The following is a 24,983-nucleotide window of genomic DNA, read 5'->3' as shown; positions in this document are numbered from 1 at the left end:
GATGAAACGTACATTTTTTATTCTAGCTATTTTTTTTACAACGTCTTCAATACAAGCACAATGGTTTTTCAAAAAAGATTTGGAATGGTACCGAAACGGCCCAGAAAAAAAATGGACTCAACGCGACTATAATCGGTATTATGATTGGCGAGAAGGTATCTACAAAAAACAGTTTGCAGAACACCAGGGCGATCAAATTTTAAGAAGGCAAAAAGCTATCCTAAATGGTAATAAAATAACAACAGAAATATGGAACTATGGGTCAATATCGAGTCCCGGGAATCGTGTAACAGACATTGTATGGGAAGGCTTGGGTTACGGCTATGAATTTGGTCCTTTCATTTGCGCCGAGGTTGAAGTTTCTCCGGGGAGTCACCAAGATGCATACTTCAAAATCGATAATGCGGGAGATACGACTTGGTATGCCAGAGTTATCAGCGATGGGTTGACATCTTTAGGCGGTGAAGTTTCGCCGGATGGAACGGAATTTTATGGATGGGAGCCCTTAGGATGGAATGATGATTTAACCATTCCATATGCAGATCCGCTCAGTGAAAATATCCCCACCAGCAATGATTTAGACAGAGATGGAGATGGAAAACCCGATAGTTGGCCTTTTGGATGGTACAATGAAAACCTCAAGGACTACGTTTGGCCAGGTGCTCTTAGACAAGGGTCATCTAATTCTGATTTGGAGTCATTTTTCGTAGTGGATGACCGCAATAATAAAGAATTTGAGTACTATCCTTTCCTATCAGATTCATCCAGACGCGGACTCGGAATAGAAATTGAATCCCGATATTATCAGTGGGCCAATCCGCTTGCAGAAGATATTATTTTCTTAATCTTCAAAGTAACAAATAAGAGTTCAAAAGACCTCGAAAATGTCACTTTTGGCATGTGGGGCGATCCCCATGTGGGCGGACCATCCAATTGGCAAGATGACCTTTCTTACTTTGATCGAGATTTAAATATGGTCTATTGCTGGGACGAGGATGGATTAAGTGATGTAAGCGGAAAAACTCCAGGGTATTTTGGGTACAAATTTTTAGAAAGCCCAGGTCAACCATACGATGGTATAGATAACGACAATGATGGTATGATTGACGAATCGCAGGATAATGGGATTGATGACGATGGCGATTGGGACTCAGAAAAACATGATGTTGGAATAGATGGGGTTCCAAACACCGGTGATGAAGGTGAAAATGATGGCGTTCCCTCTCCTGGCGATCCATTTGATTTACGAAAACCGGGAGAACCCAATATCGATTGGACAGATTTGGACGAATCTGACATGCTTGGTTTGACCGGATTTTCATCTCCCCCCTTCACCAGTCAAAATCGTATATCAAATGATCAGTTTATTTTTGAAAACTATCTTACCCCGGGCGTTTTTGATTCAGCCAATTCTGTCCAGGCAGGTGATTTTATATTTATTTATAGCAGTGGCCCAATAAATTTACCGGCTGGAGATGCAAGAAGATTTAGTATTGCTCTATTGGTTGGACAAGATTATGATGATTTAACGCTTAATGCTGTAACAGCCCAAGATATCTATGAAAAAAACTACCAGTTTGCCAAACCGCCGAAAAAACCAATTGTGACAACCGTTCCCGGAGACGAAAAAGTTACACTTTACTGGGATGATGGTGCTGAATCTTCTTTTGATCCAATTACCGAAACCTACGATTTTGAAGGCTATGTAATTTACAGAAGCACAGATCCACAGTTCCTTGATCAACAAACAATAACGGATGCAAATGGATCTAGGTTTTTATTTGAACCGCTTAAAACACCGGATGGCGCCTCTGCTCGATTTGATCTCAATAATGATTATTATGGGCTCAGCTCAATTCCGTATACAGGAAGAGGAATAAGCTACAACCTTGGTAATAATACTGGCCTGCGCCATGTATTTGTCGATTCAAATAATGTGGTGAATGGACAAAACTATTATTATGCAGTTGTTTCCTATGACCACGGCGATGCTACCATGATTGTTGCTCCAGCAGAATGCTCAAAAAATATTACTGTTAATCCCGAAACAAATGAAATTATGTTAGATATAAATACGGTTTCGATCGTTCCGAAAGCACCAACAGCAGGCTATGTTCCTTCCAGTATCAATGAGTCGGGGGTTGAGCAAATTAATGGTAAAGGGACTGGAGATGTCATTGTAGATATAATAGATAATACTGCAATTGAAAGTGATAATAGTTATCAGATTATTTTCACCGATAATGGTAGCCAAGTTGAATATAGCGTTTTAGATCAAAAAGACGTTTCTGACAGTGTTGTAGTCCGGTTAGGGCAATACACTAAACTTTCTCATAAAAATTTAGATACTTCCTTTGTTTCAGTTACTTCCTTGAATGGAGTTGCTTATTCTGAAGATGTTGATTTTAATCTGTTACCTGATGATGGACAAATTTATGCGCTTGGATCAGGATCTATGACAGAAGGAGAAACTATTATTGTCATGTACCGATATTTCCCTATTCGCAATAGCATAAAAATGGCCTCGGAAGAAGGAAATCCAATTTTTGACGGTATGACACTTACAGTTCAAGATAATCAGCTGGAACTTGATAATGATCAAATTAATTGGAATGAATCAAGCAACACAAATTGGACTTGGTTGGTAAAACCGTTTAATAACCTTTCAACAAATTTTTATCCAGCTGATTATGAAATACGTTGGTTTAACTCTGCCGTCAGCTCAAACTCTCGTCCAGGATTTGAATATGTAAAAACGAACTTTGAACTTTGGGAAACCACTCGAAAAAATACAGAAAAACAATTAGAATTTATGATAGTTGAATCTGGCGCTTCAGATAGCCTATGGAATCCTGGTGAACGAATAATTTTCCTTCAAGATTCAACGCTTTCTTCAGCTTCATGGGAAATGACATTTTATGAACCAACTGCGGTCTTGGATACCATACCACCAAAAGAAGGTGATATCTTTACTATATACACCAATCGGTCTTTTACGGATGATATATTCACATTTTCAACCACCGCTTCCTCAGGTGATACTCAGGTGGAAAAAGATAATATGGATAACATTTATGTTGTCCCAAACCCTTATGTGGTCTCTAATAAGATTGAACAGCTTGATCTTCAAAATCCACAGGACAGAGGCCCGAGACGAATTTATTTCGCAAATCTTCCATCTAATTGTACTATTAAAATTTATACTATTTCTGGGGACTTGGTACGCACCCTAAAACATGAAAGCAGCATTGAAGATGGAATCGAATATTGGGACTTAACTACTTCTGACAATTTCCCTGTTGCATTCGGAGTGTATATTTTTCACGTAGAAAGTGAATCCGGTAATGAAGTAGTAGGCAGATTTGCGCTAATCAAATGAAACAACACACAAAAACATCACCATTTATTTTGAAAATATTTTATCTGTTGCTTATAAGTTCAACAATATTTGGACAAGTAGCAAATGACCAAGATATCTCTAAAAAGGGAACTACTGCCGCCCAATTTTTAAAAATTGGTATAGGAGGGCGTGGTTCCGCTATGGGAAGTGCAATAGTAGCCCTTTGCTCGGATCTTTCAAGCAGTTACTGGAATCCCGCAGGGTTAGCTCATTTGCAGGGGATACAAGTTTATTTTGAAAATAACGAATGGTTAGCAGGAACTGATTTTCAATATGGCGCAGTTGGATTTTCCTGGCCTAGCGTAGGAGTGTTTTCACTTTCCTTGGCGATGCTTTCCACTCCATATGATCTAGTGAGAACAGTTGATAAACCAAAAGGGACCGGAGATAAGTTCAATGCCCAAGATATGGCGATAGTGTTTACCATTGCAAGAAACCTCACTGATCGATTGGCTCTTGGTGCAAGTATTAAGAACATCAGGCAACGAATTTGGCATTCTACTGGTCAATCCATAGCAACGGATATTGGCGTTCAATACAAAACACCCATTTGGGATTTAATGTTAGGTGCCAGCATATCAAATTTTGGGAATGATTTATCACTTATGGGGCGAGACATGAATATTAGCGTAGACCCGGACCCGGTGAATCAGGGGAATGTCGAATTTGTTAATGCTGAATACCAAACCGATGCATTTCCATTACCATTATTTTTTCGAGTCGGGATTGGTGGCTATTTACTCAACACAAAAACTATCAGTGCTATGTTTGCCATAGACGCAATTCATCCTAATGATAATTATGAATATCTCAACCTAGGTGGAGAGTTAATATTCTATAAAGCTATTTACTTGCGCGCAGGATATCCATCCTTGGGGAAAAAAGACTCCATAGAAGGTTTAACTATTGGCGCTGGACTAGATTACCACTTATTTCGTACATCAAATATTATCAAATTGGAATACTCTACTGCTGATTATGGTCCTTTGGGAATGATCCAACGAATATCCGTCGGCTATAAGTTTTAATATATTATTTAAGTATTATCATTTTCCGGGATTGGTTGAATTCACCGGCTTTAACGGAATAAATATATACTCCAGAAGGTACAATTTCTCCTCTAAAATTTCTGCCATCCCACTGTACCAAACCACTTCCTATACTTACTTTTGAATCAAGCAATGTCTTAACCTCGTGACCCATTAAATCGAAAACAGTTATTTTTACATGGTCATTTAACGAAACACTATAACGAATGTTTGTTCTCGGATTAAAGGGGTTGGGGAAATTTTGGCTCAATGAAAATTCAGTCTGTAGTATATTATTTTCATCTTCAATCCACGTATAACTCAAACCAAGATAATCAATAATACCACGGACAATGGCATAGGCTGTTGAATCATAAGAGCCGGCTTCTACACAATTCATGTCCTCATAAGTTAGCGCCATTACGTTTTCACCTTGATTCATCCACCACCAACTCTCCGGATATTGATCAGGCGTGCCGGATGTCCAACTAACAAAATAATCCCAATTTTCAATTCCACCTACGAAGTAAGATTGGATACCACCAATAAACTGCTGCTCTAAATTAGTATAGCTGTCAGAAGTCCCGGCTGCATCATGATAAACAAAATAGCGTTTACATGAATAGGCAGAATGCATATTTAATGCTACTTCCACAGGATTGTCCATTGCCATTAGTTCAATAAACCTATTTTTTAACACAAGCACTTCAGGTTCCAATGGATTATCATCCCATCCACTTTCGATATCAATGCCGTTTGCATTTTCACGCGCATATTCTAATTCAACACCATCTGGATTATACATAGGAACAATGTGAAAAGTGCAATTTGACCTAATAAATGTGGCAAAAGGAGTTTCTGATAAAAGGATATTGATAATTTCGTTAGTAACCCAGAAAGATTCTTCTTCTCCTGGATGAGTACGGGCATGAATGTAAACTCGACGATTTGAGTTTGACTCCGAGTTGTTTGCAATGGTCAACTCCCAAATGGCCCTATTTTGTACGGTTGCGCCTAATGAATCGATGGTCACATACGGGCTTGTTCCCCAAGTTGCTAAATCAAAAAGCAGGCTGTCATAACCATATCCCCAATTTAATGTTTGTTTGAATTGTTTATTGCTACGCATATCCTGATAACCGCACTTATATTGGTCCCCTTGGATATTTTGACAGCATAATACTGATGATAAAAAAGAAAATCCTAGAATTTGTTTAAACGAACTATTCATAGAACAAATATTGTGATGATGCCGATTTAAATTTATTTATTTCATCTTCGTATGATTCAAGTAATTTTTTAGGATCAATAGAAATCTTTCTGAGTTTATTTAGATCAGACTTTCCCCATAATCGTTTCAAGGATGCTTCTTTTAACTCCACCTTGTTCGGATATAGTTCTTTTATTGTACTTAAAAGAGAAACACCCATCAAAATTGGTAGAAAACTGTTTCTATCAATTACGAATATTTCCACCCCTTTACATTCTTGACCATTATATTTAGGATTTATGGCAGCTCCGGGAATATCCTTTGGAAGAAATGTGATTGGCTTAAAAATAACGCCCGGAAGAGATTGCTTATTTAATGCCTGTGATAATTTTAATGAATTAATCCATGGCGCGCCAATCCAGAGGAAAGGATTATCTGTACCACGTCCTTCACTCACATTTGTGGCTTCAATTAAGCATGTGCCAGAATACACTGTCGCTGTTTCCAAATTCGGAATATTGGGAGATGGTGCGTTCCATTTTGTGGTAATTTCATCGTACCAAAGACTTCTTTTCCAGCCTTTCATCCAAACGACAGTCAATTCCGGAATTGAATTAATCCAGTTTTCTCCGGCAATCATTTTAGCCAATTCTCCGACTGTTAAACCGTATCGAACAGGGATGGGATAGAAACCTACAAACGATTTAAACTCTACATTAAGCACCGGACCTTCTACTTTATCTCCTCTGATTGGGTTTGGACGATCTAACACCATGACCGGAACTCCGGCTTTGGCAGCAGATTCCATGACCAACCCCAATGTAGATATGTAAGTATAAAATCGAGCACCAACATCTTGGATATCATAAATCACCCAATCCAGTTCATCCAATAATGCAGGGTCTGGCTTCCTGTTTTTTCCATACAAACTAATCACTTTAGGCAAATGGATTATTTTACCGTCATAATTGACTTTTTCACCTGCTGCAGCTTCTCCAAACAATCCATGTTCAGGTGAAAATATTACTTTTAATTCTACACCATCTATTTCCATTAGTCGTTTATAATTTGGAATCCCTTTATCATCAACTCCGGTGTGATTGGTGACTAGAGCTATCTTTTTGTTTTTTAACACATCACTTTTTTCGGCTAATAATATATCAAATCCGGTTTGTATCTTTACAAAATCGGCAGGTGGTACATTTTTATTTTTAAACTCTTCGGACTGTTGCTGATGGATAGAAATGTCCTGACTCGATAAATAAGAAATGAATCCAAGTAATAACAATGAATGAATGGTTTTATTCATTTTAATAAGCTGAATTTGTAAACACTCTGTTTTTTTCCATTTGAAAGAACTGCAAGATATACGCCAGAAGATGCAGGTTCGCCTGTTTTAGTCTCACCACCCCAAGTCCAATTAATCTTTCCTGAAGATGTGGATAAAATATTTTCTGTAAGAATAGTTCGTCCAACTAAATCAATGATAGATAGAGTGTAATTGGTATGACTCTGCGGGAAGAAAAGTAATATGTTTATGGTAGAGTTAGATGGGTTTGGGAAAACTGATTCAATTCCAAATGCGCGGGGAATATTATTTTCTGTAGTGGTTGAAGCTGTAGGAATTTGCTCAAAATAATTAAGGATTTCGCTCATGATTTGGTTGCGTGAGTTTTCCGGATAAATGGCCTCAAATCCGACTGATAGATAAACTATAGCGCCGTGGCTCCCTGAAATGCTAAATGTGCCGTCATAGGAAACGCCCATTCCTCCTCGAGAAGAATAGTCCACCCCACTGTATTTAGCACAAACCGCCGCCCCGGTCAATGGTTTTATTCCATCCGGCCAATCCACATCGTATGTTCCTTGGGTTCCATCATCAAAAGTTATGGAATTTATTCCATCTAAAATTGATCCATTCACTCCGTATCCACTATAGACTCCTTGTCCACCGCCGGCAGCATCGCTGATATATTGGGCTTTTAGATATTGATTGTAGAATTGGACGTCATCTGAACTCCCTTGAGCGGATAAGTCATACCCAACCTCAGAACCGGATACAAATAATCTTCCTCCATTATTGAGGAAATCTGCTACAAACGTTTGCTCCGTTGAAGTAAAAGTGCTTGTTGCGGTACCTTCTTCACCCAAAATCCAGTCGATAATTTCATAATCATTTAGACTGATATTTCCACCTATCACAGCTTCATTGCTGGCGCTTTCAAACGCATATCCCGAAGAATGAATTGCGGAGCCGTGCTGACGGATAAAATCATGTGAATTGTTGGTTCCGTTTAATCGATCAAATCCGTTAACCACCAAAACATTTACATTTTCTGCAGTTGGAACGATTCCCAACATTTCTGTTGTTGGACTTGATCCAAAAGAGTTGATTCCGTAGATGCGAAGATAGTAAGGCTCATCAATTGTCAAATCAGTTAAAACAATTGGTCGCTGACTATAACTACCCAATGTATCCACATTCGACGCATTTGAATAACCTCTCAATATGGTCACACTGTCCGATCCGATAGCTCCGCCAAATTCAATCATCACAGACCCATTGCCGATATTTGTCATCGCCAATTCAGTTGGGACGGTTGGTGCAGATTCGGCACCAAACTTATCTGCAAGCGATTCCCATAATTCAGGATTTGTTCCATCATATCCCAATGCCCACATGCCTACACCTTTTAAATTGTTCTGGAGCGCAAAATCGTACTTTTTAGATAAGGATAAGCTGTCATCATACCATCCTTGATACCAATCCGGGTTTTGGTAGCGATACCACGGAGTTTGGGATCCGGTATCCAAAAGCTTTCCGTAAGATTGTGCCAGCGGTTCCTGAGCGGAATAGAATTTAGCAGATCCTGTGCCTGTGGTGCTGGCTCCGGGGGATCCACTGGTCGCCGGCCATTCAAAACCAAAATATGGACAGCCCAAAATTATTTTTTCCGCCAATCCTCCAGTTTCATTCAAATACGTGTTAATTGTATTTGTAACATTGTAACTGCCACCAGTTAAAGGCGCGTTTGCGCCAGTGGTTGAGCTTCCGCTGTAATGATAATCATATCCCATAATGAAAAGTCCGTCACTATTTTGAGCTAACGCGAGATAATCCCAGCCATCGCTCCAATCTACAGCGGGCATCGCCAATGTCACCTGTGAACCCGGAATTGAACTATGAAACGCCGCAGTAAGATCAGTAATAAAAGTGACCATATTTTGTTTTTGTGATGAGGGCATAGATTCAAAATCGATATTGACACCATCTGCATTCCCGGCTTGTACCTGAGTGATTAAATTATTTATCAAATTTTGACGATTGGTGTTGCTTGAAAGAAGTGTAGTGAGGGATGAACTATTGAATAGAGTTACTACCAATACAACATCCACTCCGTTGGCGTGGGCCATGTTAATCAATCCACTTACGGGCCAACTATGTAGGTCGCTCAAATCGCCAGTTGCGGTTGCTTCTGCACCAAAATAGGCGATGGTAGTCAAAAGGTTGTAATTATAATTCTGCCAAGCGGTTCCCATCCAATAGGGGTGATACCCAAAAATTTCTTTTGTCGGCGTTCGTTGCCTTCCACTTTTGCCAAGAATTACTGTAGATGAGTTTGCTTGATACTCTTCTTGGGCATAATGTTGATTGTAATATTCCAACTGGGTTTGGTGAGTACTTTGAAAGGATTGACTGAACCCATACCCAATAAACAGGATGAGTAAAAAACGTTTAAAAATCACAATTTCGGAAAATGTCCTCAATGGATTCTCTCTTTCTAATCAATTTGTTTTCGGTATCACTTATTAATATTTCTGCCGGACGAGGTCGTGTATTAAACTGGTGCGACATCGCATATCCATAGGCACCAACATCCATCACGCAAACTAAGTCGCCTTCTTCAACATATGGAAAAGGACGATCCACCGCCAGCCTGTCTGTATTTTCACAAATTCTCCCGGTAATGTCCACAACTTGATTGTGTTCTGCATCAACATCACCAACTTTGTAAATTTTATGATACGCGCCATACAACCCTGGTCGCATCAGAGTTTCCATCCCCGCATCCAATCCAATAAATTTCCTATATCCGTCCTTAAGTCCGGTTACTCTGGCCAACAATATACCGGCATCTCCGACGAGAAATTTACCGGGTTCGCACCAAAGCGATGGAGCTTTATCTTTATCTGGATATGTGTGAAAAAACTCAACACTAAGTCTTTTCATAAGACGTTCGATATCTAACTCAGATTCATTTTCTTTGTATGGGATTCCAAAGCCACCGCCTATACATATAAATTCTAACGGTCGGTTTAATTCCGCCTCAATTCGCTTGGCATCTATCAACAAGGATTTCATCATTTCTACGAAATAATCCTCTTCAAGCACACCAGATCCTGTCATGCAATGCAAACCAAACCTAGACACACCTTCATTCAACGCTAATGTATAAGCTTCAACTATATTATCCCTAGGTATCCCAAATTTCGCTTCTCGTCCTCCAGTTGTAACTTGGGAAAATGATCCTTTCCCGAATCCCGGATTTATTCTAAAAGACAATCGTGACGGTAATCCGATGATTTTTAACCTACCAAATGATGTAGTATCATCTAGGTTTATACAAACTCCACTTTCCAATGCCGTTTTCAAATCGTCCGAGGATTCATAATTCCCAGTATAAATAGAATCTTCCAGATTTATCCCAGATTTTTCGGCTACATATAATTCACCAGGGCTTGAACAATCTCCACCTAAGGTATCCAAGACATTTTTCATATATTTCACCAAATGAGGATTGTTATTGGCTTTGATTGCGTAACAAAGATGGTTGTTCGGAAAAAATAAATCGAGAGCGGTTTTAAATCTCAATATGTTTTCCTGCAATTGTTTCCCAGAATATAAATATAGAGGGGTTCCAAATTGCTTTGCCAAAGAAGATAATCGTTCTTTGTCTTTGACTAAGTGAATAAGTGGGTGCTTCATAATCAATCTAATTTGACTTTAATCTCTTAATTTTCAAAACATCTATCTGATTTTTATCCATGCTATCCAATAGGAATTTTTGAGGATTTTCCCTTAGATTTACACTTACAATTTCAAACAGTTAAGTACCATGACAGACCACATTTTAATTTCACAACCATCAAAAGAAGAGCTCACGGAAATCGGAGTGTTTCAATGGCCAATCTGGTCTTGCGAAATATCTGAATTTCCATGGGAATATTCTGTGGAAGAATCATGTCTTATTTTAGAGGGTGATATTAAAGTACAAACTGATCAAGAGACTGTACATATTAAGCCCGGCGATTTTGTCATTTTTCCATCAGGATTAAAATGCACATGGAAAATAATTAAACCCGTCGCAAAACATTTTTCTTTTACCTAATACTAATAATGAAATCAAACGAAGAATTTTTGCTTAAACATATTGGCCCCTCTTCGGAGGAACAAAAGGCTATGCTAGATTTGCTCGGAATTGAATCCATAGAAGATCTTATTGGTCAAACTATTCCAACTTCTATTTTGGATACAAAACCATTGGGAATCGGAGAAGGATTGAGAGAAGTAGAATTAATAGAAAAACTTAAACGAATTGCATCAAATAATAATGTGTTTAAGTCATTTATTGGGATGGGATATTATGGTACGATATTACCTCCAGTTATTCAGAGAAATATACTTGAAAACCCCGGTTGGTATACTGCTTACACGCCTTATCAGGCAGAAATATCCCAAGGCCGATTAGAAGCGTTATTAAATTTTCAAACCATGGTTTCAGATTTAACAGGTTTGCCGATTGCCAATGCATCATTGCTTGATGAAGCCACGGCTGCAGCTGAAGCCATGATTATGCTTTTCCGAAGCAGTAAGAATAAAAATATATTTTTAGTTGAAAAAAAATGCCACCCACAAACACTAGATGTTCTACAAACCAGGGCAGAACCTCTGGGAATTAAACTTCAAATTGAAGATGCAAATTCATTTTTATTCAATGAAAATATCTTCGGCTGTCTCGTCCAATACCCGAACACAGACGGTCTGATTTCTGATTATTCCGAATTATGCAAATCTGCACAAGATGTAGGAGTTTTTATTGCTGTAGCTACCGATTTGCTTTCTCTCGCACTCTTGAAGCCTCCCGGTGAATTCGGGGCGGATATTTGTATCGGAAATTCACAGCGATTTGGAGTGCCAATGGGATTTGGTGGACCACATGCAGCATTTATAGCAACTACCGAAAAATTCAAAAGAAACCTTCCGGGAAGAATCATTGGAGTGTCTGTTGATATCCACGGAAACCCAGCATTTCGAATGGCACTTCAAACTCGGGAACAACATATCCGAAGAGAAAAGGCTACTTCTAATATATGCACAGCTCAAGTATTGTTGGCTGTTATTTCGAGTATGTATGCTGTTTATCATGGACCAAATGGATTAAAAAAGATCGCTCATAAAATTCACTCGCTCACATGTGATCTTGCATTTTCTATTCAAAATTCTGGAGTTTCACTTGTTCATCAACACTTTTTTGATACGATTAAATTGAAAGCTAGCAATGACATTTTACAAAAAGCATATGAAAGTAAATATAATTTCAGAGATTATGGTGATGGATATATCGGAATTTCTTTAGATGAAACGTCAACTGAAAAAACCTTGGGCGATATTGGAAAAATACTTGGGTTTACCATTCAGACCGGAAACGGTGAATCAAAGATCCCGGTTCGATTAGTCAGAAAATCTTCTTTTCTTTCTCATCCGGTATTCAACAGCTACCATTCAGAAACAGAGATTCTTCGGTATATTCATAGATTGGAAACAAAGGATCTTTCCTTAAATGTAAGTATGATTCCTCTCGGATCTTGTACCATGAAACTAAACGCTACTACCGAAATGGTCCCCATCACTTGGCCGGAATTTTCAGAACTACACCCCTTTGTTCCAAAAGGACAAACAAAAGGATATGAAATATTATTTAAAGATTTAAAATATTTTTTGGCAAATATAACCGGACTTCCCGCTGTTTCTTTGCAACCAAATTCCGGGGCTCAGGGCGAATTTGCAGGACTCATGACCATTCGGAATTATCATAAATCAAAGAATGAAGGTCACCGAAACATTTGTCTGATTCCTTCTTCAGCACATGGGACAAATCCGGCCAGCGCCACTTTAGCTGGAATGAAGGTGATTGTAGTTGTGTGTGATAAACACGGAAATATATCCATAAATGACCTCAAAGAAAAAGCATCGCAACATTCTAAAAATCTAGCGGCTCTCATGGTTACCTACCCTTCCACCCACGGGGTGTTTGAAGAAGAAATACAGAACATTTGTAGAATTGTTCATGATTGCGGCGGCAAAGTGTATTTGGATGGAGCAAATCTTAATGCAATGGTTGGACTTTGCAAATTATCAGATTTGGGCGCAGATGTTTGTCATGTAAATCTGCATAAGACCTTCGCAATTCCACATGGTGGTGGGGGTCCGGGAATCGGTCCAATTTGCGCTACAAAACAATTGGGGGAATTTTTACCATATCTTACAAAGAATAAAACGTATCATTCCGTTTCAGCAGCTCCTTGGGGCAGCGCAGGAATTTTGCCGATTTCCTGGGCTTATATTTCTTTGCTTGGAGATAATGGATTAAAACAGTCATCGGAAATTGCGATCTTGAATGCGAATTACATGGCAAAGCGATTAGAGAAACATTTCCCAATATTATATCGTGGGAAAACCGGATTTTGTGGTCATGAATTTATCATTGATTTGAGACAGATAAAAAATGATGTCGGTATAACAGATGAAGATGTTGCAAAAAGATTAATGGATTATGGATTTCACGCGCCAACCATGTCCTTCCCCGTACCGGGAACGCTGATGATAGAACCTACTGAAAGTGAATCTAAAGATGAATTAGACCGCTTCTGTGTAGCTATGATTTTGATACGAAATGAAATTAACGAAATAGCTTCTGGTAACTGTGATGTAAACAATAATGTATTAAAAAATGCTCCTCATACTGCCCGTCACATTAGCTCCGATGAATGGGATCACCCTTATTCCAGAGAGAAGGCGGCGTACCCGGCGCCTTGGCAAAAAGAATTCAAATTTTGGCCTTCAGTTGGTAGAATTGACAATGCATATGGTGACAGAAATCTGGTGTGTACCTGCCCGCCGATTGATGCGTATGAAGATTAATGTTTATTATTGTCAACTTTTATTCATTAATATTTCTTTCTCGCTCATCAATCCTAAATATTCACTTTCCAAATCTGTCATTTTTTCCAAAGTCTTTTGAAGCAATTCAAAGTCGCGTCCATTTTCTGGGTCTTGGATAATGGATCGCTGAATTTCTAATTCATTTTCAATAGTATAAAACCGTTTATCAATCCAAGATAACCGATTTCGTACTTTCTTGCGCTTTTTATAATTGGGTTTCCCTTTTGATTGGGTCTTTACTTTTGGTATATCAGATTTAGTTTCTTTTATTTCCTGTTTTTTCCAATCGTAATAATCATAATTACCTTTAAACAATCGGATACCGCCATTTCCTACTTCGCAAGTAAGATTGGTAACATTATTCAAAAAATGACGATCATGGGAGATGCAAACAATGGATCCAGAAAATTGAATAAGCGCTCTTTCCACCACATTCCGTGTTATCATATCCAAATGATTTGTGGGCTCATCCAATAATAGTAAGTGAGATGGTTTTACTAACATTCGAGCTAAAGCTACGCGAGCTTTTTCTCCTCCAGAAAGCACCTTTATATATTTATTTATCTCATCTCCAGAAAACATAAAACTGCCTAAATAGGTTCTCATTTCATTTTCACTCCAACCGGTGCTCACCTTTTGAATCGATTCAAATACTGTCTCATTAAGATCTAAAGTTTCCAGTTGATGTTGAGCATAGTAGGCGCTCTCTACACTTGGGCCAATACGGACTGCGCCGGACGTAACTGATTCCACACCTGCAAACATTTTCAATAGAGTTGATTTTCCTGCACCATTATGTCCAACTAAGCCAATTTTTTGTCCACGTTCCACCTCCATATCAAGATTATTAAACACTTCAATATCCCCATAATGCTTGGTTACACTCCGGCAGGATGCAACATTCAATGGCGATCGACTCGGCTGAGGTAATCTCAAATTCATAGCATAATTATGTTCAGTTGGTGCTTCAATTTTTTCTAATTTATCCAGCATTTTTACCCGGCTCTGAACTTGGGTCGCCTTTGTATTTTTTGAACGAAATCTTTCAATAAACCGTTCCGTATCTTTAATCTGCTTTTGCTGATTCTGAAAGGCATTCCTATGCTGTTCAATGCGTAGCGCCTTTTCTTCGGTATATTTTGTATAATTACCATGAAACATTGTAATTTTTTTAAGATCAATTTCTAGGATATTATTTATGGACCGATCCAAGAATGACCGGTCATGGCTGATCATAACCATACCGCCTTTCCAATCTGCTAAAAAGTTTTCCAACCAAATGGTGGCTTCTAAGTCCAAGTGGTTGGTGGGTTCGTCTAAAAATAAAATATCTGGTTCCTGCAGGAGGATAGATGCCAAGGCAACACGCATTCGCCAGCCACCACTAAAGACGTCCATGGGTTCTGTAAATTTTTCATCAGAAAACCCAAGCCCACTCAATATTTTTTTTGCCTTATCTTCAAGATTCCAACCCCCCAAAGCTTCAAAACGATATTGAGCATCCCCCAATTTATTCACCAAACCTATATTGTCATGATCTTTGGAAATAGCTTCGGTTAAGGCTAGAATTGTCCCTTCCAATTCACGTACTTCAGGGTAAGCAATCAGTACTTCTTCCAAAATGGATCGCCCTGTCCCAGCAATAATATCTTGGGCAAGATATCCAATTGTTGTTGATTTATCAACTTGTACATTCCCCAAATCTGGTGAATCTTTACCCAACATTATTCGAAGCAAAGTGGTTTTCCCTGAACCGTTTGGTCCCACAAGCCCGATACGCATTCCACGTTTAATAGTTACATTTACATTATTGAATAGGTCACCATCCGGAAAGGATTTGGCGAGGTTTTCAAGGCGGATCATTTGATTTTAACTCGAAGCCACAAAGGCGCAAAGAGAATTTGATGAGCAAAAATATTAAAACCCCTTTGTTCTTTCCATATGACATCGGAAAGTATATAGACTTTACCAATTATTCTCATGGGTAAGCTATGTCACCGGGCTATACAAGGGGACAATGGGGGTTTAATAAATATTAATTTCATCAATTTAGTAAAGGTATGTAATTGACTAAAAAGCAAACCGACTAATCGGAAATTTCTCCATTGACGACAACCCCATGATTTAAGGTAAGATTTACAGAATGGATCGTATTGATAAGTTCAAGTTTACCATCAACTTGTACTTGAATATAATTATCCGTGTGACCTTGAATTTTTCCATTTTTCATCGTCTCAAAAAGAACCTGACGATTCTTGCCAATAAATTGATTATGGAAAAAACGTCTTTTTTTATCAGACAAAATATGTAACATTTTGCTTCGTTCTGTTCGTTTCTCTTTCGTTACTACTTCTCCCATTTTAACAGCATCTGTATTCGGTCTTTCTGAATAGGAAAAAACATGCAGATAGGAAATATCTAAATCGTGGATAAAATGATATGTATCAAGAAAATCTTCATCTTTTTCGCCAGGAAATCCAACAATAACATCCACACCTATACAACAATCTGGCATAAATGATTTAATTTTAGAAACTCGATCTTTGTACAAATCACGTTTATATCTTCGTCGCATAGCGCTTAATATTTTGTCGGATCCAGACTGCAATGGAACATGAAAATGGGGCATAAATTTTTCAGATACACCACAAAATTCTATGATCTCATTCGTTAACAGGTTTGGTTCTATGGATGAAATTCGGATTCTATCTATTCCATCTAATTGATCTAATCTCTGAATAAGATCAAAAAATGTTTCTATTGTCCCATTTCCGTAATCACCAATATTTACTCCTGTTAAAACAATCTCGCGTGCAGGGGTTGCAGCCACTTCAGCGGCCGCCTTCATAGTTTTAGCAACCGTGTCGCTTCGACTTTTTCCCCGAGCAAGCGGAATAGTACAAAAGGAACATGTGTAGTCACATCCATCCTGCACCTTCAGAAAAGAGCGTGTCCTTTCGCCAAGCGAAAACGAAGGCGTAAATGTTTTTACATGATCAATTTGGGATTGAATCACCGTTGTTCCTCCCTTTAAATCGATCGTATCTAAATGGTTCAAAAGATTAAACTTTTCTTCGGAACCCAAAACTAAATCCACTCCGTCTATTTCAGCAATTTCATCTGGATTTAATTGTGCATAGCATCCGATAACAGCAATAGCACAATCCGGATTCCGCCTTTTAGCCTGACGAATAAGTTTCCGTGCCTCTTTGTCAGCATTATCTGTTACAGAACACGTGTTCAAAACATAAATGTCAGCTTTGTCATGGTAGTTAACTTTTTCAAATCCGTGCTGAATAAAATCTCGGGAAATGGTGGACATTTCAGAATAATTCAGTTTACACCCCAACGTGTGGAATGCTACGCTTTTACCTAAAGTGCTCATTTTATATGTGTTAAACTCTTCATATGTAAAGGTGGAATGAGGATTTTAATACCATAACACTCAAGCCGGTTAGGTTGAATGATATTCTTGAATCGATTTTACTTCAATTGCTTTAGGCGATTGGCGAATAGCGCGTACCACAGCATCCGCTCCGGATAGGGTGGTAATTGCTACTATTCCTTTTTGAATACATGCGCGCCCAATGGCTTCTTCGTCATATCGTGATTTAGCGCCTAACGGCGTATTGATCACTAAATTTATTTCGCCATTTTTAATTCCGTCCACAACATTTGGGCGTCCTTCTTCAACTTTAAAAACCGAATCAGTTTTCAAACCATTTCTATTTAATTCCATTGCTGTTCCGGTTGTTCCTTTAAGGGAAAAACCAAGTTCCTTTAAATCCCTTGCTATGGGGATTACATTTAATTTGTCTGCATCATTCACAGAAATAAACACCGTTCCCGTATCAGGAAGAACGTTTCCCGCACTGATGGAAGCTCTTCGGAATGATTGACCGAAACTTTCGGAAATTCCCATGACTTCTCCGGTAGATTTCATTTCGGGGCTTAAAAATATGGATTCCTCCGGAAATTTATTAAATGGAAGCACTGCCTCTTTTACCGCAATGTGATTGTGAGAATCCCACTGCTTTAATTCAAATGCAAATAGCTTCACTCCCACTGCTAATTGAGCCGCAATCCTAGCCAAGGGCACATCAGTAGATTTGCTTACGAACGGAACGGTCCTACTTGCTCTTGGATTGACTTCCAGTATGAATACTTTACCATTTTTAAACGCAAATTGAAGGTTTATTAATCCAATAACTTTTAATTCGAGCGCCATTTCGGTCGTAATCCTGATAATTTCATCCATTGCTTCTGTGGTAATACGATATGGAGGTAGCACGCATGCGGAATCGCCGGAATGAATTCCCGCCTCTTCAATATGCTGCATTACAGCACCGATATGAACCGACTCACCATCGCAAAGAGCATCTACATCAAATTCAAAGGCATCTTCAAGAAATTCATCTATAAGAATCGGGTGCCCTTCGGTAACGTCAGCCGAACGAGCAACATAATCAATGAGCTGCTCTTTCGAATACACAATTTCCATTGCCCGTCCTCCCAACACATAACTTGGTCGGGCAAGAACTGGAAATCCAATCTTTTCTGAAACTGCAATGACCTCGTCCAGTGTTCGGCCCGTACCAAATTTAGGACAGGATATATTCAATTTTTTTAGAACACCTCCAAACTTTTCACGGTCTTCTGCTAAATCAATGCTTTTGGGAGAAGTGCCGATAATTGGCACTCCAGCTTCGGCTAAACGATTCGCGATTTTTAACGGTGTTTGTCCTCCAAATTGAACGAGAACACCATCCGGCTTTTCAAATTCTACGATATTTAAAACATCCTCAAAAGTAACCGGTTCGAAGTAAAGCCGATCCACTAGATCAAAATCGGTGCTAACAGTTTCCGGATTGCAGTTTACCATAATAGTTTTGAATCCTTGATCTGTCAATCCAAAAACCGCCTGCACACAGCAATAATCAAATTCAATGCCTTGACCAATCCGGTTTGGCCCACCACCAAGAATAATGACCTTTTTCCCGGTTAAGGGTTCAATTTCATTTTCTTCATCATAAGTGGAATAGCAATAAGGTGTTTGTGCTACAAATTCAGCTGCACATGTATCAACCACTTTAAATGATGGGAAAATATCTTCCTTCTTTCGTATCTCACGAATTTCCAATTCAGTTTTTCCGTACAAACGTCCAATCTGATTATCAGAAAATCCGTTTTGTTTTAATTCCAGTAGGGGACACAAATTTGCGTTCCCTACTTTGGGGTTAAACTTATTCACTAATTGTTTAATTTGATGCAAAAACCACGGGTCTATTTTTGTCACATCAAAAACATCTTTTACGGACTGCCCTTCCAACAATGCTTGGCGAACTTTGAGTAATCGAAATGCAGATCCGTATCGTAAAGTGGACATATCCAATGCACGCGCCCTACTCACATCCTGATCGCCATCTGCTATTGGCTTTGGTTCGAGACCATCTAACCCCACTTCTAAGGATCGAAAGGCTTTTTGCAAGCTTTCGCGAAACGTTCTTCCAATTGACATCACTTCGCCTACACTTTGCATTTGAACTCCAAGATGTCCCGATGCGGATGGAAATTTTTCAAAATCAAATCGGGGAATTTTTGTCACAATATAATCAATAGTGGGCTCGAAGGCGGCTAGAGTTTCCCCCGTAATATCATTGGGAATTTCATCCAGTGTGAATCCAACGGCAAGTTTAGCTGCCACTTTCGCAATTGGGAATCCGGTGGCTTTAGATGCCAATGCTGATGATCTACTAACTCTGGGGTTCATTTCAATAATAATGCATCTGCCGTTTTCTGGATTAACAGCAAATTGAACATTTGACCCGCCCGTTTCAACACCAATAGTTCGTAAACACTGAATAGACCAGTTTCTCATCTGCTGAAATTCTTTATCGGTTAATGTCATCGCCGGAGCAACCGTGGCTGAGTCGCCAGTATGAATTCCCATTGGGTCAATATTTTCAATAGAGCAGACAATGATCACATTGTCCGATTTATCTCGGATCACTTCAAGTTCAAATTCTTTCCATCCAAGGAGGGATTCTTCAATGAGAACTTCGGTAATTGGGCTTGCCTGAAGGCCAATTTCAACCAACTCCTGAAATTCATCAAAATTGTAGGCAACCGAGCCGCCGGTTCCGCCCAATGTGAATGATGGACGAATAATGATTGGAAACCGTATTTCTTCTAAAAAGCTTTCAGCTTCTTCCCATGAATGAACAAATCCACCTCGCGCAGTTTCAATTCCCACCGCATCCATTGCTTCTTTGAATTGCTCCCTGTCTTCCGCTTTTTCAATCGCGTCAACTTGAGCGCCAATTAACTGCACATTGTATTTTCCCAAAATTCCCTTTTGATGCAGTTCCATCGCTAGATTTAATGCTGTTTGCCCTCCAACCGTCGGAAGAATAGCATCCGGTTTTTCCTTTTGAATGATTGCTTCCACATAATCTAGGGTAATGGGTTCTATGTAAGTTGCATCGGCAAGCTCTGGGTCGGTCATAATTGTGGCTGGATTTGAATTCACAAGAATGACTCGGTATCCTTCTTCTTTGAGCGCGCGTGTTGCCTGCGTTCCTGAATAATCAAATTCGCAGGCCTGTCCAATGATAATAGGTCCAGCGCCAATGATTAAAATGGATTCTATGTCAGTACGTTTAGGCATTATTTATTATGTCACAGAGAGCACAAAGTTTTTTTATAAAATCTTTTGTTATCATTTTATTAATTTTTTACTCTGTGTCCTCTATGGCTATTCTTCAAATATTGAATCATCCAATCCTTGATTTACTTTATACTTAGAAAATTCCATGATGACTGTTCCGGCAAATTCGCTTTCCTTGGGATTAACCCCAGCATCCTTTGTAAGATTTTCTATATCTTGTCGGTCTGCCGCCGGGCCGCCAAATGGGTCTCGCATCGACCATCGTTCCATACCTTTAAATCCAAGCGAAAGGGTTGTTTTTATTGGAAGAAGAAATCCGTCCACCATTTCATACTCTGACATCAAATGGAATACTTTTTGAGAATCAATCATTGTTTCTGCCTTCGATATCACCCAAGATTCAGCGTCAACCCAAAGATTCATTTTAATGTTAGGGAAATCATCTTCCGGAATAGGAATATCCATGGAATCTGGATTTACTAATCCTGCTAATACCCAATGTTTAATCCCATCCAAGTCTTCACTCCTTGAAACAAATACAGAATCCAACATGCTTAGATATTGTTCGGGCGATCCACCTAAACCAGTTTTAGGAACAATAGCAAATCCAGTTGATTTTATTTTTATTTTATCAGGTGCTTTATAGTAAATTTTTATTTTTTTCCGAGGCATTCGTAACCCAGTCATTTTAACAGATACTTTTATTTTTACAGTATAATCTTCAATTTGATTAAACCTAGTAATGAGGCTATCTTGTATAGATTCAACGGAGGGTGTCCCAGCGAAAAGAAATCCGGTTAGTATAATTAAATATTTAATCATGTTTTAATGTCTTTATTTATAAACACTCCAATGCTGATTCCAATAAATCCGACTGTATAAAGAGCTAAAACACCCAAACTTTTTATGATTCGATCCCACGGGATTGGGTCTTTGAATGCCTGGACCCATACATCAAAATACGTTACAAAAATATAAGGTTCCATTTTTTCGAATAATTCGATTGGAATTGCCATAATGATATATCCAATCACAATGAGGAAAATGGCGCCTATAATTGGGCCAATACCGTTATTTACCATTGTCGAAAACATAAAACACAAAGTTGCTACAACACACATAATTAGAATGGCTAATCCAAATGCAAGTGTCATGCGAACCCATGCTTCACTTTGATCTAAAATGAGAATTCCTTTATCAAATACGATGAGGTCACCAACTCCCAACCAAATAGATCCAATCCCAAGACTCATGAATGCTAAAAATAAGATGAGAAGCGCAGTATAAATCCACGTAGCAAATAATTTGGCGAATAATATTTTCAACCTACTTGTTGAACGAGTTAAAATAATTCTAAACGTTCCCGCAGCGCCTTCTGCTGCTACCGCATCGCCGGCAGCCAGGGCTACCAGAAATGGCATATGAATCCAAAATGCGTTCATCACAATATATGTGGCTAAAAACGCATTAAATATTGAACCCACTACAATAAAATTATCCCCGAGTTCACTTGCATATTCATCATGAATTTCACCGCCACCATAAGAGAAGCCCCAGAGAATTAATGGCATTAAAATGGCTATCCCAATGAATCCGATATAGCTTCTCCATCGACCGGTAATTTTCAATAATTCGTTATGAATAAGCCCTATCACATCAAAATCCTTTGGTTTCCATTTTTGACAAATACAACTCTTCTAATGAAGTTTTAGGAATAATCGCATCCACTTTACAGCCGTTTTGGATAAGCAATGGTGCGATATCGGAAATTTTCCCTGTGGATACGTTCACGAACAACACCCCATTATTTTCAACGCACTTATGAACCCATTCTTGAGATTCTAATATTGTTTTAGCTTTCTTTATAGGATGAATCCGCAACTCTGTTGTAAAAAATTCTGATTCAGTTAATAATTCTTTCATCGTTCCGGAAATAATCAATGTCCCCAAATGAATAATCGCTACATGTGAACATATTTTTTGTACTTCATCCAGCAAGTGAGAAGAAATAAAAATGGTGATTCCTTCACTATTAAGATCCCTCACTAAATCTCTTACTTCCTTCATCCCTTGTGGGTCAAGTCCATTTGTTGGTTCATCTAAAATTAACAATTTGGGTTTAGCCAGCAATGCTTGTGCAATCCCAAGCCTTTGGCGCATTCCTTGAGAGTAATGTTTCACTTTATCATTCGCTCTATCAGTCAACCCAACTCTTTCCAAAACGATTGGTATATTATCAAACCCTTTACCATCCATTCGTGCCAGCATTTCTAAATTTGTTTGAGCTGAGAGATGTTTATAAAAATCCGCACGCTCAATAAATGCACCTACGTTGATTAATGCCTTTTGGCGATTTTTTTGGACAGATTTTCCTTCAATAAATACTTCGCCATTATCTGGGCGAATTAAATCTGTCATCATCCTAATGGTTGTTGATTTCCCACTTCCGTTTGGTCCCAAGAAACCAAAAACAGACCTTTCCGGAATTTCTAATGATAAATTATCCACAGCTTCCCGTGAGCCGAATGATTTAGATAGATTTTTTGTCTTAAGGATCATTATTATTATTCTATAATTTCAACCACTTTTAAAAGTTATTCGACATATTTTTCTTTACGACTTTTAGATAAACGCTTATTTGCATTCAATTCCATCTTACGTAATCGAATTGATAGCGGAGTTACTTCAACCAATTCGTCTTCTGCTATGAATTCAATGGATTGATCCAAAGACAATTGCTTAGGCGGTCGCAATACAACCGTCGAATCTGAAGCAGCGGCCCGCATATTTGTTAATTTCTTTTCCCGTGTAATATTTAATGTTAAATCCATGGAACGATTTCGTTTACCAATTATCATCCCATCATAAACTTCGGTTCCTACTTTTACAAAAAGCTCGCCTCTATCAACCATCCCTAAACAAGCATATGTCGTTACTTTTCCTTGTCGGTCCGCTACCATAGCCCCGCTTATTCGTTGTGGAATTGGACCGAACCATGGAGCAAATCCGTCAAACAATTTATTCATTATTCCGGCGCCTTGAGTATCGGTGAGGAATTGACTTCGAAAACCAATTAACCCACGAGATGGGATAATAAATTCCATTGAAACTCTCCCATGGCCATGGTTTACTAAATTTGTCATTTTCCCCTTTCGGACAGAAAGTTTTTCTGTAACAATACCAACTTTATCATCCGGAATATCAAGAAAAACCTTTTCCATTGGTTCCATTGTTTTTCCATTTTCTTCATGGGTAATTACATGTGGTTTCGAAACCATAAATTCAAACTCTTCTCTTCGCATCGTTTCAATCAACACTGCCATCTGTAGTTCGCCTCTACCTCGAACTTCAAACATATCTTTTCTATCTGTGGGATGAACCTGAAGAGCAACATTCCCTAGAACTTCTTTTTCTAACCGCTCAATGATGTTTCTGGATGTAAGATATTTTCCTTCTTTGCCAGCAAATGGACTATTATTTACATAAAAAAGCATCGATACCGTAGGTTCATCGATGATTATTCTAGGAAGTGGCATTGGATTTTCATTGGAGGAAATGGTATCCCCAATGGTCACACCATCAATCCCGGCAATAGCAATAATATCACCAGCTTCCAGGCTTTCTGATTGAATTTTTTTAAGCCCTTTAAAAGTATATATAGCAGAAAATTTTTGATTGCTTTTTATGCCATCAATTCCGCAAAGAGAATACGATTTATTCATTTCTAAAACGCCATTGTTCAGCCGACCAATTGCGACCTGTCCGACGTAAGGATCATAATCTAAATTGGTAACTAAAAATTGTGGCGTAAAATTATCATTTGCCACGGGGCCTTTTATTTTTTCTATAATGGTGTCAAATATCGGGTTAAGATTTGTAGAACCATCGTCTAGGTTATGATGAGCAATTCCGTCCTTTGCATTCGTATAAATAATGGGAAATTCTATTTGATCATCTGTTGCATCCAAGTCAATAAATAAATCATAAACTTCATTAATAACTTCTTCAATTCGGGCATCCGCTCTATCAATTTTATTAATTACTAAAATAACCGGTAATTGTTTATCCAATGTTTTCCTGAGAACAAATCGGGTTTGGGGTAGCGGGCCTTCACTGGCATCAACCAAAAGAAGAGCACCATCAACTAAGTTCAGGCTTCGTTCAACTTCTCCACCGAAATCCGCATGCCCGGGTGTATCCATGATGTTTATTTTTACATCATTATAAATGACAGCTGTATTTTTTGCAGTTATCGTAATTCCTCTTTCTTTTTCCAAATCCATCGAATCCATAACACGCTCATCTACTTGCTCGTGGGCCTGAAAGGTTCCGCTTTGCTTCAGAAGCCCATCAACAAGAGTTGTTTTCCCATGATCGACGTGGGCAATAATTGCAATATTGCGGAAATTATTTTTTCTCATAAAATGAACTTCTTTCTAATTTTAAACACATGA

The 24,983-nt window shown here is 38.6% G+C and carries 15 protein-coding genes; 4 read left to right on the top strand and 11 right to left on the bottom strand.

Annotation, left to right across the window (positions count from 1 at the left end; translation table 11 throughout):
- Window position 1: 1 nt before the first annotated feature.
- Window positions 2-3,379 carry a hypothetical protein gene (locus tag HOD97_07055; GenBank protein MBT4281354.1) on the top strand — a complete coding sequence of 1,126 codons (3,378 nt, stop codon included), beginning with the start codon at window positions 2-4 and terminating at the stop codon, window positions 3,377-3,379.
- Entirely contained in the window at window positions 3,376-4,428 is a 1,053-nt protein-coding gene (locus HOD97_07050) for a PorV/PorQ family protein (protein MBT4281353.1), read from the top strand. Before HOD97_07055 ends, HOD97_07050 begins: the two co-directional genes overlap by 4 nt.
- Before the next feature lie 4 nt (window positions 4,429-4,432).
- Here HOD97_07050 and HOD97_07045 read toward each other — a convergent pair whose 3' ends face one another.
- Genes HOD97_07045 through lysA form a run of 4 tightly spaced genes read right to left on the bottom strand, consistent with a single transcriptional unit; the run spans window position 4,433 to window position 10,625 of the window.
- Window positions 4,433-5,659: a T9SS type A sorting domain-containing protein gene (locus HOD97_07045; protein MBT4281352.1), complete on the bottom strand. Its 1,227-nt coding sequence runs from the start codon at window positions 5,657-5,659 to the stop codon at window positions 4,433-4,435.
- Window positions 5,652-6,947 (bottom strand): DUF1343 domain-containing protein, encoded by a 1,296-nt coding sequence (locus HOD97_07040; protein ID MBT4281351.1) that lies wholly within the window; start codon window positions 6,945-6,947, stop codon window positions 5,652-5,654. Before HOD97_07040 ends, HOD97_07045 begins: the two co-directional genes overlap by 8 nt.
- Window positions 6,944-9,385: a T9SS type A sorting domain-containing protein gene (locus tag HOD97_07035; protein ID MBT4281350.1), complete on the bottom strand. Its 2,442-nt coding sequence runs from the start codon at window positions 9,383-9,385 to the stop codon at window positions 6,944-6,946. The genes HOD97_07040 and HOD97_07035 overlap by 4 nt, the downstream gene beginning before the upstream one ends.
- Window positions 9,375-10,625 carry a diaminopimelate decarboxylase gene (lysA, locus tag HOD97_07030; protein MBT4281349.1) on the bottom strand — a complete coding sequence of 417 codons (1,251 nt, stop codon included), beginning with the start codon at window positions 10,623-10,625 and terminating at the stop codon, window positions 9,375-9,377. Before lysA ends, HOD97_07035 begins: the two co-directional genes overlap by 11 nt.
- 130 nt (window positions 10,626-10,755) lie before the next feature.
- On the opposite strand from lysA, the gene HOD97_07025 reads away from it, so the two are divergent.
- Window positions 10,756-11,028 carry a cupin domain-containing protein gene (locus HOD97_07025; GenBank protein MBT4281348.1) on the top strand — a complete coding sequence of 91 codons (273 nt, stop codon included), beginning with the start codon at window positions 10,756-10,758 and terminating at the stop codon, window positions 11,026-11,028.
- An 8-nt stretch (window positions 11,029-11,036) separates the two neighbouring features.
- Window positions 11,037-13,841, top strand: coding sequence for an aminomethyl-transferring glycine dehydrogenase (gene gcvP / locus HOD97_07020; GenBank protein MBT4281347.1), 2,805 nt, complete (start codon window positions 11,037-11,039; stop codon window positions 13,839-13,841).
- 12 nt (window positions 13,842-13,853) lie between these two features.
- Here gcvP and HOD97_07015 read toward each other — a convergent pair whose 3' ends face one another.
- The 7 genes from HOD97_07015 to typA form a co-directional block, all read right to left on the bottom strand.
- Window positions 13,854-15,725, bottom strand: coding sequence for an ABC-F family ATP-binding cassette domain-containing protein (locus tag HOD97_07015; GenBank protein MBT4281346.1), 1,872 nt, complete (start codon window positions 15,723-15,725; stop codon window positions 13,854-13,856).
- A 223-nt stretch (window positions 15,726-15,948) separates the two neighbouring features.
- Window positions 15,949-17,247: a tRNA (N(6)-L-threonylcarbamoyladenosine(37)-C(2))-methylthiotransferase MtaB gene (gene mtaB, locus HOD97_07010; GenBank protein ID MBT4281345.1), complete on the bottom strand. Its 1,299-nt coding sequence runs from the start codon at window positions 17,245-17,247 to the stop codon at window positions 15,949-15,951.
- Window positions 17,248-17,316: 69 nt separating this feature from the next.
- The gene (carB, locus tag HOD97_07005; protein MBT4281344.1) at window positions 17,317-20,529 is read right to left on the bottom strand and encodes a carbamoyl-phosphate synthase large subunit; all 3,213 of its coding nucleotides are present in this window, start codon (window positions 20,527-20,529) and stop codon (window positions 17,317-17,319) included.
- Window positions 20,530-20,616: 87 nt separating this feature from the next.
- Window positions 20,617-21,351, bottom strand: coding sequence for a hypothetical protein (locus tag HOD97_07000; GenBank protein MBT4281343.1), 735 nt, complete (start codon window positions 21,349-21,351; stop codon window positions 20,617-20,619).
- A complete protein-coding gene (locus HOD97_06995) occupies window positions 21,348-22,184 on the bottom strand; it encodes an ABC transporter permease subunit (GenBank protein ID MBT4281342.1) in 837 nt (278 codons plus the stop codon). The genes HOD97_07000 and HOD97_06995 overlap by 4 nt, the downstream gene beginning before the upstream one ends.
- A 1-nt stretch (window position 22,185) precedes the next feature.
- Window positions 22,186-23,088: an ABC transporter ATP-binding protein gene (locus HOD97_06990; GenBank protein ID MBT4281341.1), complete on the bottom strand. Its 903-nt coding sequence runs from the start codon at window positions 23,086-23,088 to the stop codon at window positions 22,186-22,188.
- Window positions 23,089-23,123: 35 nt separating this feature from the next.
- Window positions 23,124-24,950, bottom strand: coding sequence for a translational GTPase TypA (gene typA, locus HOD97_06985; GenBank protein ID MBT4281340.1), 1,827 nt, complete (start codon window positions 24,948-24,950; stop codon window positions 23,124-23,126).
- Window positions 24,951-24,983 lie beyond the last annotated feature (33 nt).

It is taken from the genome of Candidatus Neomarinimicrobiota bacterium, assembly GCA_018651745.1.
GTDB lineage: Bacteria > Fidelibacterota > Marinisomatia > Marinisomatales > TCS55 > JAAZYX01.
Note: the sequence above shows the minus strand (reverse complement) of the source record. Positions and strands in the feature narration are given on the sequence as shown.